The organism is Nocardiopsis sp. Huas11, from assembly GCF_003634495.1.
GTDB lineage: Bacteria > Actinomycetota > Actinomycetes > Streptosporangiales > Streptosporangiaceae > Nocardiopsis.
Genome location: NZ_RBKY01000001.1, coordinates 6,640,798 through 6,654,449 on the forward strand (window position 1 = coordinate 6,640,798; position 13,652 = coordinate 6,654,449).

7 protein-coding genes are annotated in these 13,652 nt (G+C 65.7%); 4 read left to right on the plus strand and 3 right to left on the minus strand.

Annotated features, from left to right (window positions below; genetic code table 11):
* Window position 1: 1 nt before the first annotated feature.
* Window positions 2-1,522 (minus strand): restriction endonuclease subunit S, encoded by a 1,521-nt coding sequence (locus DFP74_RS29885; RefSeq protein WP_121186895.1) that lies wholly within the window; start codon window positions 1,520-1,522, stop codon window positions 2-4.
* Window positions 1,519-5,082, minus strand: coding sequence for a DEAD/DEAH box helicase family protein (locus DFP74_RS29890; RefSeq protein ID WP_158613078.1), 3,564 nt, complete (start codon window positions 5,080-5,082; stop codon window positions 1,519-1,521). Before DFP74_RS29890 ends, DFP74_RS29885 begins: the two co-directional genes overlap by 4 nt.
* A 323-nt stretch (window positions 5,083-5,405) precedes the next feature.
* On the opposite strand from DFP74_RS29890, the gene DFP74_RS29895 reads away from it, so the two are divergent.
* The 4 genes from DFP74_RS29895 to DFP74_RS34795 all read left to right on the plus strand — a co-directional run bounded on the left by DFP74_RS29895 (window position 5,406) and on the right by DFP74_RS34795 (window position 11,944).
* Window positions 5,406-6,650 carry a DNA repair exonuclease gene (locus DFP74_RS29895; protein WP_121186898.1) on the plus strand — a complete coding sequence of 415 codons (1,245 nt, stop codon included), beginning with the start codon at window positions 5,406-5,408 and terminating at the stop codon, window positions 6,648-6,650.
* Window positions 6,647-10,306: an AAA family ATPase gene (locus DFP74_RS29900; protein WP_121186900.1), complete on the plus strand. Its 3,660-nt coding sequence runs from the start codon at window positions 6,647-6,649 to the stop codon at window positions 10,304-10,306. Before DFP74_RS29895 ends, DFP74_RS29900 begins: the two co-directional genes overlap by 4 nt.
* A gap of 670 nt (window positions 10,307-10,976) precedes the next feature.
* Window positions 10,977-11,543: a type IV toxin-antitoxin system AbiEi family antitoxin domain-containing protein gene (locus DFP74_RS29905; protein WP_199725821.1), complete on the plus strand. Its 567-nt coding sequence runs from the start codon at window positions 10,977-10,979 to the stop codon at window positions 11,541-11,543.
* Between the two features lie 125 nt (window positions 11,544-11,668).
* Window positions 11,669-11,944 (plus strand): nucleotidyl transferase AbiEii/AbiGii toxin family protein, encoded by a 276-nt coding sequence (locus DFP74_RS34795; RefSeq protein ID WP_255499717.1) that lies wholly within the window; start codon window positions 11,669-11,671, stop codon window positions 11,942-11,944.
* Window positions 11,945-12,138: 194 nt separating this feature from the next.
* Here DFP74_RS34795 and DFP74_RS29915 read toward each other — a convergent pair whose 3' ends face one another.
* Window positions 12,139-13,614, minus strand: a complete 1,476-nt coding sequence (locus DFP74_RS29915) for a plasmid pRiA4b ORF-3 family protein (RefSeq protein WP_121186902.1) — start codon at window positions 13,612-13,614, stop codon at window positions 12,139-12,141.
* Between the last annotated feature and the right edge of the window lie 38 nt (window positions 13,615-13,652).

Here is a 13,652-nt window from a genome sequence, read left to right on the forward strand (position 1 = left end):
CTCAGAACTCCAGGGCTGTCTGCTCACCGTCGGGAATCGGACGAGAGTATTCGGTAATTGGTACGGGACTCTTGGCGCCCCGAGAAATTTTTTCCTTACGCCCAAGCTTGGGTTTGGGAACGGCCGCATGCTCAGCACGGATCCGACTTAGGAGCTCGGAAGCAGGTTCGTCGGTTGAGCTCTGGGGAACCAATTTTCCAGTGAACGCCGCCGCCAGCAGCGCCCTACGCAAGTTCTCTGACCGACGCAGCACCTTCCCCAACATCTCTCGAGCATGAAGCCATTTGGATTCTATTGCCCTGAACTTTTCCAGCAACTTCTCCTGCTCTTCAATCGGAGGAACCGGAATAGGGACCTCTCGACACGCAGAAAGGGAAATATTCCACTGCCCGGAAGTCGCACGAGAGGTCCTCCTCAGGCGACTGAAAACAAATTCTGACCGCAGAGCCAGGTACATCCACTCAGAAAGAACTTCATCGCCCACCCTGAATCGAACGATTGCCTGGTTTATATTTGATTCAGGAAAACCCTGCGGAACCACCACAGTTTTCCCCAGAGGAGGGCCAACAATATTGGTGAGCACATCACCCGACCACACCGTCGACCTTGCCATTTTTGCATGAGTCGAAGATTCAATAAAGGTTGGTTTCATTGAAAAATCAACAACACCAGACTGCGTCAGGTTATACACCTTCAAAAATGGAACATCCCCCGATCCTCGCTGCATCAGATCAGACTTCGGAGTCGACCCAGATGACACTGAATCACAGAGCTCACTTGCCCTACGCCAGAACCACCCTTCGGGCAAGAGAGGAAGATCTGAGCAGTCCACCTTCTTAGACTGACTGACATCGATCTTCGCCAGGCTTTCCAAACTGCCCTGACTCCCACTTCTCCCCTCCAAGGACCCAGAGGCTAGACTAGAGAGGATGCCCGAAAACAGGAGTCCAGTTTTTTTATTAGTTTCCTTCGAAGACTTTACGGCGAAATCGAGAAATTCAAACTTTCCCTCAAGTTCGAAGACAATACGCTTCTGCTCACCCAGAGGAGGAACCGGGATGTCAGTATCAGAAATAAACGCCCTAGGGACGCGCCTTTGCCCGACAGCACCAGCCATGTTTCGCTCAGCCTCCTTGCGAAACGAAGACTGCAGAAGAAAATACATTAGGTACTTCGGATTCAAATTAAGACCACAACGAAGAACCATAAACTCAGTACTGCCGACAGCTCGACCCCCATGCAGCTTTTCCGCGAGCGCAATCTTCCCGTTCTCCATGCACGGAGTAATCTTCGAAAAGATGACGTCATTCTCTTGAAAAGGAGTCAGGGACTTTCGTTTTACTTCTCCGTAGGTCTTAGTCTGACTCGCGTCCAACCGCCCAGTTTCTGCTTCCACAGAAGCCATCGGAACAAAGGACAGGAGATCGTCTTCTTCTGGAGGCTCATCGAAGCGCCGTGGGTTGACCTCACATACGTCGCCGATCTTGGCCCAGACCCACCCCTCTGGCAGTTCCTCTGTCACGCGCCCAACTCCTGTCCCAGTTCATCCAACAACGCTTCCGCCCGATCCTGGCCGAACGTCATGACAAAACCATCCACTCCACCGCGCTCCAAGAAGGGAGGCTCGTCCAGGTACTCAGGCTGGAACGCGACGCTCGTCGAGATGACGTCCACGATCCTGCGCAGCCACCAACCCTGCTCTTCCGAGTACCGTGCCCCAGCCTGCTCCTGTCTGGCCATCCACGCGACGAAACGCTCCTCGACCAAACTCCGGTACGGTCTGACCTCATCATCCAGCCCAAGCTCGAAGCGCAGGATCCCAATTAGGTCCACAACTCCCCGCCTGCTTCCAGGAAGGCCAGCCGCCATGCCCATCTGCACATAGGCGTTGTACAGCCCCTCCGGGGTCCAGTTGTGCTGCGGCAGGGAGATCTTCTTGGCCAGGGCCTTGAGGTTGCGGTACACCTCACGCGGATCCCCACCTTCACGGAAGGCCAGCTCAAGAGGGGCAATCGTATCCTGGTTGGCTTCCATCCACTCCCGGAACGAGCCCACCCGACGGGTGGCCAGCTCCTCCGACGAAATCCCGGTGGCCTCGATCACCTGGTCCCTGCTGGCTTCGTCGTAGACGATGTCGTGGGCCCGACGAATGTCCATGAGGAGGTTGCGCAGCTCCGGGTTTCCGGCCAGCGGTTCCCAGGCCTTCATCAATAGCTCACGAGGCCCCTTGTCACCGTGGATCCTTCGGGCCTTCTCCTGCTCGTCCGGGTCCACAGCCCGCACCAAGCCGCCGATGATTTCCGAGAGCGGCTGACCTGCGGTCTGCTCGATCTGCCCCCGTTCCTCCGCTCCGATCTGGGTGTTCAGCCGGGCTAGGCGCCCAGCGAGCGTAGCCGTCTCATCCTCGCTGAGCGACATGGCCGCGGTCTTGTCCATCAACCGCTTGAGGCTGATCTGCTTCTCACTCGCCCGCACCAGGGGTTTGGCGTCCACCCGGGGCGAGTCCGTGACCCCCACCGCGTCGACGATCACGAACCGGATCTTGGCCACCGCGTCCGGGGTGACCGCCTGGAACTCGGTGGGGTCGACCGTGCGCGCGCCTCGGCCCTTCATCTGTTCGAAGTAGGCCCAGCTTTTGACGTCGCGCATGAAGAACACGCACTCCAGTGGACGCACGTCCGTGCCGGTGGCGATCATGTCCACGGTGACGGCGATACGCAGCTCGGGGCTGTTCCGGAACGCCTGGATCAGCTGGTCCGGGTTCTTCGCCGCGTGGGTGATCTTGACGCAGAAGTCGTCACCGCGCCCGAAGATCTGACGGGCGATGCGCACGATGTCCTCGGCATGGTTGTCGTCCCGGGCGAAGATGAGCGTCTTGGGTACCTCGGTACGCGGCCGGCCCCGAATCTCGTCGCCTCCGGGCGGGAAGACCTTGGTGAACAGGTTGTCGCGGAAGGTCGTCAGCACAGTGCGGATCTGATCCTCGGCGATCACCGACTTGCCCAGGTCACTGGACTTGTAGTCGTAGTCCTCCTCCAGCTCCTTGTAACGCTGGCGGCGGGTCTTGCGGTCCTTGATCGGAACCACGGTCTCGGCCTTAATCGAGCCGCCCTGCTCGCCCAGTTCCGTCCGAATGCGGAACACGTCGAAGTCCACGTTCACACCGTCGGCGACGGCCTGTTCGTAGGTGTACTCGCTGACCAGGTTCTGGTGGAAGAACCCGAAGGTCTGGGCGACCGGGGTCGCGGTCAGTCCGATGAGGTGAGCGTCGAAGTACTCGAGAACCGCGCGCCACTTGCCGTAGATGGAGCGGTGGCACTCGTCCACGACGATGAAGTCGAAGGCCTCCGGCGGCAGGTCGGGGTTGTAGGCGACCTCAGCCGGTCCGTCGATCAGGTCGTAGCGGTCCAGGCCGGAGTCGTCGACGTCCGGGTCGGGCACCTCGTTCCCGGTCAGGGCCATCCACAGGCGCTGAATGGTGGAGATGACGACCTTGGAGGAGTCGAACATCTGCGCGCTGGAAAGTCGGTCCACCCCATAGAGCTCGGTGAACTTGCGGCCGTCTTCTGGAGGCCGGTAGTTGGCGAACTCGGTGAGCGCCTGCTTTCCGAGGTTGTTGCGGTCCACCAGAAAGAGGACCCGTTTGGCTCTGGCGTACTTGATGAGTCGGTAGCTCTCAGCAACGACCGTGTACGTCTTACCTGCTCCGGTGGCCATCTGGATCAACGAGCGCGGGTCGTCCTTGGCCAGCGACGTCTCTAGACCCTTGATCGCCCGTTCCTGGGCGGGCCTGAGCGGGTCGTTGTCCAGGTAGGTACGCGGCAGTCGGCGCAGTCGGGCTCGCAGGGTCGGCGCTTTGAGATCCTCCTCAGCCTCGCTGATCCACCGGGCCAGAGTGGCCGGTTGATGGACCGCGAAGATCTCTCGCGAGCGCGCGTCCGGGTCGAGGTCGTTGAAGAAGCGGGTCTCGTTCCCGTCGCATACGTACTGGAACGGCAAGGTGGCCCGCCAGGCCGAAAACTGCTGGCTGTTGGTCAGGCCGCTGGCGTACCGGGCGGCCTGGGTCTGCGCCGCGGTCAGGTCGGCACCCTCGCGCTTGGCCTCGATCACCCCAACAAGGCGGTGCTCGACGTAGAGCAGGTAGTCGGCACGCCCCACAGCCGTGGAGACCTCGCGCACCGCCACGCCCTGGGCCGCTGTGAGATTCATCAGGTTGTAGTCCTGGACCTGCCACCCGGCACGGACGAGCTGGCGGTCGATCTCGGCGCGCACCTGCGCCTCGTTGAGCGGCGGCCTGGCAGCGCGCCGGGCACGCTCAATGAACTCGTCGCGTTGTGCAGGGCTCGCCTCGGCGAAGTCCGGGCGGGTGAGGCCGGCACGCAGTTGCTCGAGCTCATCCGACTGCAGCGTGAGAAGCCGCTGTAGCTCCTCCGAGTCCTGTCGGGCCTGTTCGAGCTCTCTCTCAGCCTGTTCCCGCGCGAGCCGTTCCCGTTCGAGGCGGTCGACCTCACTGTCATAGTGTTCAAGGGCTTGGGCAAGCTGCTGCTCGTAGTCAGCGAGTGTGGCCTTCAGCTTGGCGAGTTCTCGCTCGTCCTGGTTACCGACCGGGACTGGCCCGGCTGTACCGGGCTGCGGCGCCATGAATACACGGCGGGTGGGGTCGTTGGTCAGGGAGCGGTGCAGCCAGTCCGCGATCCGAAAACAGTTCTCGACGGACGACAGCGCGGAACGGACACGACGGTAGTGATCGTGGGTGGCCCTGTTGCCGATGTGGCGCACGTCCTCGAACCAGCGCTTGACCTCGGGTACGAGCACCCCGAAGTCGCTGAGCGCGTTGATCCGGTCAACTTGACGTTCTCCGTTGACACGGCAGTTGGTCAGCCGCACGAGCAGCCGCGTGAGGATCTCGCTGAAGAGGCGCGCCTTGGTCATGGCGGCGTTCGGGTCGGTATAGACGTAGGACTCGGCCTGGGCGCCCAGAAGAACGAGTTCCTTGTCGTGGTCTAGCAGGAAACCGAAGTTGGGGGTCCGCTCGGCGACGCGCCTGATGCGCTCGTCTTCGTCGGGGGGAAGAGTAGACAAGCTCCGACTCCAAATCACTCTCTGGGGCGAGCAAAGCCTTTCAGGATACAGCACTCTGCCAGCCAGGGGAAGCATCCCTGGCATGGGTGAGCCTACCGAGCAGCGCCCCGCCATGGAACCCGGTACCAAGACTTTCGCGGAGCTGCTCTCCCGTGACCGCACGACTTCCTTCGAAGCGCGCACGCCTTTCTCTTCGAACCCGATGCAATCGGGTGAACAGCTCCTTCTTCCCCACCGAGCGATGCGTGAGATGTCCGAAAAGCGGGGTGGTCAGAGTGGTCCTTGTGGAAACCTGGAGGTCACCCCTGAGGAGGAGAGACCTCGTGAAACTCCTGCATGCTGCGGATCTGCACATCGACAGCCCCCTGCAAGGCTTGGACCGCTACCCTGGTGCCCCCGCCGAGCATCTGCGCAACGCCACCCGCACCGCCGTCGACAACCTCGTTGAGCTGGCTCTGGAGGAGAAGGTCACTGCCGTCCTGCTGGCCGGGGACATCTACGACGGCACCTGGCGGGACGTCAACACCGGCCTCTACTTCACGAAGCAGATGCGTAGGCTGCGCGAGGCCGACATCCTAGTCTTCATGATCTCGGGTAACCACGACGCCGAGAACAAGATGAACATGAAGCTGACGCTGCCCGACAACGTACGCCTCTTCCCGTCCGAGAGTGCCAGCAGCTTCGTCCACGAGGACCTGGGGCTAGCGGTGCATGGGCAGAGCTTCGCCCAGCCGAAGGTGACCGACGACCTCGCCGCAGGGTACCGTCCGGCGGCTCCAGGGCTCTTCAACGTGGGCCTGCTACACACCTCGCTGGACGGGCGTCCCGGGCACGGCCACTACGCCCCGTGCAACCTGGGGCGTCTCGTCGACCACGGCTACGGCTACTGGGCGCTCGGCCACATCCACAAGCGCGACATCGTCCACAGCGACGGTGTCCACGTGGTCTTCCCCGGCAACACCCAGGGCCGCCACGCCGGTGAGACCGGCGACAAGGGCTGCACCCTGGTTTCGGTGGACGGTTCGGGTGCGGTCGAGAGTCTGGAGCACCGCAGCCTGGACACCGCCGCACGCTGGCACGAGGTACGGGTGGACATGACCGACGCCCTGGACTTGGACGACGCCTGCCGTCTGGTCGACCAGGCGTTGCAGCACCAGGTCACCGACCAGGCCGTGGACGGCCGCGTGGACGCGGTGCGGGTGGTCGCCGCCGGCGCCAGCGAGGCGCACAGGGCCCTGATCACCCGGCCGGATCACTTCACCGCCGAGGTCCAGGGGCTCAGCCAGGATTACCCGTCGGTGTGGATCCAGAAGGTCCGTGTCGACACCTCGCGCCCCCACGACCGGGTCGCGTCCGAGCACCTGGCCGAGTTCGTCGCGGATGTGCACGGGGAGGCCGCACGGCTCGCCGCGGCCCCCACGCGGGTGCGGGAGGTGCTCACCGGCGCCGGCCTCCAGGGCAAGCTCCCGTCCGAGGTCCGCACGTCCTTCCAAGAGGACGGATGGGCCGAGCGCATGGCTGATGGAGCGGCGGACCTGCTGGTGGCGATGCTGGAGGAGACCCGGTGAGGATCGAACGGCTGGACCTGGCCGCCTTCGGCCCGTTCACCGACCTGTCCCTGCACCTGTCGGGTCCCGGAGTCCACCTGGTCTACGGACCCAACGAAGCCGGGAAGACGTCAGCGCTCGAAGCACTGCGGTCGATGCTCTACGGCATCTCGCACCAGACATCGTTCGGCTTCCTGCACGGCATGTCCAGGCTGAAACTGGGTGCGGCGCTAGGCAATGGTTCCGGCGAGACGCTGGAGGTCGTCCGGCACAAGCGGAACAAGAACCCGCTGACCGCTCCCGACGGCTCACCCGTCCGGCAAGAGGACCTGCTGGGCTTCTTCAATGGCGTTCCGAAGGAGGTCTTCACGACCGTCTTCGCGCTGACCCTCGCCGAACTCAAGCAAGGCGGCGAGAACCTGATCCGGGGTGAGGGGGACATCGGCCAGGCCCTGTACTCAGCCCGGTCCGGGCGGGACACGGCCGCCGTCCTCAAGGCCCTGGAGGAACGCCAGCGGGACCTGTACCTGCGCACCGGCATCCGCCCCCTGCTGAACACCGCACTGAGCGAACACAGGAAGGCGGTCGCCGAGCGCACCCGGGCGTCGACGGAGACCGCAGAGCTCCTGCGCCTCCAGGACGTCGTGCGAGCGGCCGAGGCGTCTCTCGCGGAACTGGACGAACAGACCGGAAAGGCGGAGGCCGCGTTCCGCCATGGGGACTCCCTGAGGTCGGCCTTGCCCTCCCTACGCACCCGCTGTCAAGCCCTCGACCGCCTGTCGCAGATCACCTCTCAGGGTCCGCTGGCGGGCCCGGATGCCGAAGCCCGGCTGAACGATGCGGCGAAGGCCCTGGCCCGGAGCGAGCAGCAGCGGGCCGGACTGGAGAGCTCCCTGGACTCCCGCCGCGGCGAACTGGCCGAACTGCACGTCGACGACCGGCTGTCGAGGGTCCGCGAGGACACCGGCACCCTCGTCCGGTCAGCGGAGGCTGTCACCGAGGCCGCCCAGGCCCTGAAGGAGCACACCCGACGGGCGCGGGAGCACCGCTCCCGGGCCGGAGAGCTCCTGGCGCAGGTGCACCCCGGCGCGGAACCCGGCGAGTCCGGTGTCCCCCGGGTGGCCGGACCGGCCGCCGAACACCTCGTCGCTTTAGCCAAGGACCACCCGGGCCTGCGGGCCCGGGTCGACGATGCCCGCCGCCAGGCCCGCGACCAGGCGCGGGAGTTGGACGCCGCCTCCGCCGACCTCGCGGCCCTTCCCGAGAGTGCGGACGGGGACGCGCTGGAAACCGTCGTCGCGGAGTTCCCCTCCGCACTGGTCGCGGACCTGGACCGGGCGTACAAGGAGGACGCGAAGGCCTCAGCACGGTTCGACGCCCTGGTGGCCGGATTCGGCGACGGGTCCGAAACCACGGCGGGGGACCTGCTGTCCACGGCCGTGCCGGACAAGGCGGAGATCTCCGTCCACCGGGACCGGTCGACCCGGTACACCGCCGAGGTGGAGAGCGCCGAGTCGGCGCTCACCAAGACGACCCGGGATCTGAACCGTGCCCGGGGGAAACTGGAATCGCTGCGCACCCAGGAGGACCCGCCCACCGTCGGTGAACTCCAGCGCGCCCGACAGGACCGGGATCATCTGTGGCGGCGGATCCGGGAGGGGGACGCCGAAAACGGGCTCGCCCTGAGCTTTCAGAGCGCCCTGGTGGAGGCGGACCGGCTCGCGGACCGGCTGCGCGACTCGGCGAAGGCTGTCGCCAACCGCCTCACCCTGGAGAACAAAGTCCTCGGACTGGAGCAGGATCTGCGCGAGTGCGAGGAAGACCTCGGCTTCCTCACCGCCAAGAGGACGGAGCAGGAGCGGGAATGGGAGGCGCTGTGGTCCTCGGCCGCCTTCTCTACCCCCTCGCCGGGCTCGGCGGGAGACATCCTGGACCGCCTCGGCGAACTCCGCACGCTGCACGGGGAGCGCGACGAGCGGCGGCGCTCCCTGGCGGTGTTGGAGGAGTCAGTCCTGACCCTGACGGGGCAGCTCGTCGACCTGCTCACCGCCACCGGTGCTGAGGCGGAGTCGCTGGACGTGCGGCCGCGGACCGGAGCCGCCGCCGTCGTGGTCTTGCCGCAGCTGAAGGCCCTGGCCCAGGATGAGATCGACGTCCGCCGACAGGCCGCACAGGACAGGACGACCGCGCAGGCCCTGGTCCAAGCTGCGGAGAAGGACCTGGAAAGGGCCCTCCGCGAGCAGGAGCGGGCTGAAGAGGAGGAGTCCGTGTGGTCCCGGGAATGGGACCGCGCCACCACCGCTGCGGGCTTCGCCGCCGACGCGGACCCCGAGGAGGTGCGCACCGGCCTGGTGCACTTGGAGGAGGGCGCTGCGGCGTGGGACCTGGCCCGCGCTGAGGACGAGGAGGCTGACCGGGCCCGAGCCAAGGTTGAAGACTTCGATCTGCGCCTGGCCGCTGTCTTCGAGACATGCGGCCGCACGCCGCCAACCGAACGCACAGAGCGTGTCCTCGCTTTGGAAGAGCTCCATCGTGACACGGAGGCCAATGTCGCTACCGCAGACAAGCGCGGTGAGTTGGAGGAGGTAATCGCGTCCACGGCCGCCGAACTCGCGCAGGTGCTCGCCGCACGGGACACTGCACAGGCGAATCTGGACACGCTCCTGGCAGAGACGGGTGTGGCCACCGAAGCGGAGCTGCGTGCGGCGATCGACCGGGCCCGCAATGCGGAGGTAGAACACCGCAGCCTTCGCCAGGCCGAGAAGCAGCTCGCCGGGTACGGCGATATCGACGATCTCGAGGAGCGGGTGCAGGATCTCTCCGACGCCGAGGTCATCGAGCGTGCCGAGCAGGCGGAACACGACCTGGCGGCGGCGCAGCGGCAACGCGACGACGCCACCGTCAGATTCGCCGACGCGCGCAACGCCCTGGGCCGAGTCGACGGCACCGCCGAAGCGGCCCGGTTGGCCGAGGAGGAGGCCGCCCTCGTGGGCAGGATCAGCGACCAGGCGGAGGAGTACGTCAAGGTGACGCTCGCCCGGCAGATGCTGCTGGAGCGAATGGAGGAGTACCGTCAGCGCAACCAGGACCCGGTTCTGCTCAGGGCCGAGCAGCTGTTCTCGTTCCTGACACTTGGGGAATTCCCCCGTCTGCTCCCGGACCTGGATGAGAACGGCGGCAACGTCTTGCGGGTGGAGCGCCGCAACGGGGACACGGTGAACATCAAGGATCTGAGCGAGGGCACCGCCGACCAGCTGTACCTCGCGCTGCGATTGGCCTCCCTGGACCACTACGCCGAGGCCGGATATACCATGCCGTTCATTGTCGACGACGTGTTCATGACCTTCGACGATGAGCGCGGCGCGGCGGCCCTCCAGGTCCTGGACGGCATGTCCGACCGCTTCCAGATGGTGGTGTTCACCCATCACGCCCACCTGGCGGAACTGGCCGAGCGGGTTCTGCCGTCGGGCCGAGCTCATGTGCACGAACTCCCCCGGTATGCGCCCGAAGCGCGTGGCAGGACGGATGACGCCCTAGCGGGAGCGGCCTCAGCGAAGACGGCCGAACGCCCTGGTTCCGTGGGCTCGGGCGAGCGGGTCTGCAAGGACTGCGAAGAGCCGTTCACCCACACACGACGCGGCCGTCCTCCCGTCCGCTGCCCGAACTGCCGTACCTGAGGGCTCCTCGCATCTGGGCTCTCACAGCTCCCTCGAAGCGGTTCCCATAAGAACAGCCCAGGACAGGCAGATCCGGTCGGAGTTCCTTATCGCTGTGGTGCACCCGCGCGGGTGCACCAAATCGGTCAAGGGTGTGCACCCTCCGGGTGCACACCTCCCAGCCGAACGCGGGGCAACGCGGTGCAACCGAGCACCCGCCTCCCCCACCACCTGCGACTTCTCGTGTTTCCGCAGGTCAGAACACTCCCCCACCACAGTTCAAGTCCCGTCACTCACCCCAGAGGCTTAAGCCCCTGACCAGCACAAACGTGCAGTGGTCAGGGGCTTTCGCGTTCCCGGGGGTGCACCAGCGGGTGCACGGGGTGAAGATTTGCCCGGTGAGTGTGCACCACCCATCCCGTCACTCACTCCCGGGTGGGGGTGCACCCGGGTGCACGAACGGGCCACGCCTGGCGCGGGCCCCCCGCATCTACGGCAAAGCGGCGATCGACAGATCAATCGGACACCCCTGCTGGCCTGTGGAAAGATCGTCGAGAACCCTTCTCCGATCTGCTTCGCTCCAGCCTCCACCGAAACGATGGTCCGCACATGGCTCCCGAGAACTGGGCGCCTGACTGGTGGAACAAGACGTATACAGATAATGTTACCTGTATACGAAACGGATCATGGAGTGAGCGCTTTGGAGATCCTGCAACCCAAGCGGACGCCCGACCTCGGCATGTCCAAGAGCACCCTGTACCGCGCCGCCCGCGACGGAACCTACGAGCGCATCGCCCGAGGCATCTACCGCGCCGCCGACGCCCCGGCAGCGGACTGGGACTGGATCGAAGCAGCCACACGCCGGCCCGAGGCGACGGTCTGTCTCACTTCCGCGCTGGCCTACCACGACCTGACCGACTCCATCCCGGACGCCCTTGACATCGCGATTCCGCGCGGCACCCGCATCCCGGCAGCCCAAGCGGCGATCAAGTGGCACGTGCTCGCGAAGCAGACCTTCGACCTCGGCCGCTCCGAGATCCCCATCCCAGGGTCGCAGCTGCGCATCGGCATCTACTCCCCCGAACGCAGCATCGCGGACGCGTTCCGGCTCCGAGGCGACCTCGGATACGAACTGGGCAGGGACGCCCTACGCGAATGGCTCCGCCGTGGCGGCAAGCCAGCGCGACTCATGTCGGTCGCCGCCCGCCTTCCCCGGGCCAAGGGCCCGGTCCTGCACGCGCTGGAGGTGCTCACATGACCAGTGGCGATGAGGTGTTCCGGTAGATCCAGAAGAAGGCGAGGGCAGCCTCGGCCGCAGAAGGCAGACCCGCACCGACCGCCGAGTACCTCACCAGGCACGCGCTCGAATCCTTCCTCGACCAACTGACCCGCACGAAGCACAAGGACGGCTTCGTCTTGAAGGGCGGCATCCTCCTCGCCGTCTACGGAGTTCGTCGCCCGACCAAGGACGTCGACGCGGAGGCGATCAGGGCCACGGTCACACCTGAGGCCATCACCCAGGTCATCCGTGACGTGGCCGACGTCCGAGTCCCCGACGGCTTGGTCTTCGATCTCGACACGATGCGCGTGCAGGAGATCCGCGACCAGGCGGACTACCCGGGTCTGCGCATGCGGGTCACCACCCATATCGGCTCCTAGAAGACCGTCGTCGCCTGGGACATCTCGACCGGAGACCCGATCGTCCCGTCACCGAAGCCGGTCAAGGTACCCCGCATCCTCGGAGGCGAGATCGAGATGCTCGGCTACGCCCCCGAGACCACGGTGGCCGGGAAGGGCGTGACGATCCCGCCGCGTATCGGAATACTGCGGCACCGGTGGGCGCGGGTCAGCGGTCAGGCAGGGCTTCGCAGGGCCGCGCGGGCGAACGCCACACCCCGCTTCGTCGGCGCGCAACCCCGACTGAACGAGCCCCTCGTCCACCCTCCCAGGGTGTCCAGCACCGCCCACGCCGCGTAGGCGGCGTCACGCGCCGCCATGGGATCCACGGGCCTACCCTCGCCGACACGCCACCCCATCATGGTCAGGATGTCTGCGATATCCCCGGGTACGTCCCGGCTCCCCGCGGCCACGAGTAGGAACATCAGCAGGCACCCCCACTGTTCGACCTCGGCTCGGGGTGTGGGCGGCATGCGCTCTGCGAGGTGGTCCCAGAGCGCCCGGGGGTCGTCGCGCACCGCCCGGCCCGCCGAGGTGAGCAGGAGCCGCCCCTTGGACTTGCGCAGCAGGCCCGCCTTCTGCGCGGATTCGCGCAGGTTCAGGACCGGAAGGGTCTGACTCTCGCGGTTGGCACTTCCGATCCACTTTTCCTCCAGCCCCAGGGATTCTGCGGCTTCTCGCACGCTGGCAGGGGGCAGGTATCCGGCGCCGGTGAGTTTGACCCCGTTGTCACCGACGTGCTCCATCAGCCACGAGTACGGCCGCACCGTCTCCTTGACGGTGGCCGGCCCCATCTCGTCCGCGTCCCGCGCGCAGGCCTTGGCCGCCAAGACCAGCAGGCGGACGCGCAACATCTGGTTGGGCACGGACTCCAGCAGGTCAGCGATCGGGCCGGGAAGGTGCGCGGGCAGCGGCCCGGAGACCGCCGCCAACGCCGTATTGACTTCTTCGATGTCGAACGGGACCGGCGCCCGGTCCGGGTCAGGTTCCTGCCCGTAGAACCGCTGGTACTCGGCGAGCGCTTCGGCATGGTGCGGGTGTTCGGGGTCGGTGGCTGCACTGACGAACTCGTACCCGGGCGCGCCTCCGCAGTCCTCGGACGGAGCGGCCCGCTTGCCCGCGGTGCACCTCGCTCTCGGCGCACCCTCTTGACGGGGCAAGACGGCCTGGAGGGTGATCAGATGCTCCCAGTCGTCACCGAAGTCGTACAGGTAGGTCAGCCGGTCCCCCTTCTCGGCCAGGACTTCGTCCAGTCGCACCTGTTCCTCGGGGAGCCCGGGTTTGCCTTCCTGTGCCTCGAACGGGCAAAGGTACAGCTCGGCTTCCCTGCTGTAGTAGGAGCCCCCGCTGGAGAACCCGTGCAGGTGGTAGTCCTCCCAGCCGAACGCGGCCTGGAGGATCGTGTGCACTTCGTTGAGGAACAGGTCCGAGTCCAGCTCCAACCTGCGCCACACCGGTGGCTTCGTGCCACTGATCTCCACCCGCACCCGATAGGTTGCCGTCTCCTCCCGGCGAGGACGGCGTCGGGACGGACGCGGCCTCTCCTCGAAGTAGCCGAACCCGAACGGTGAGCCGCTTCCCGCACCGGAGGCAGCGGCACGCAACAGGTTCTCGAAACCTTCCGGAAGCGGGAGGTCGCCGTGATCGCTCATGGGCGCAAACTACCGTCTCCCCGTTCGCGGCGCGACGC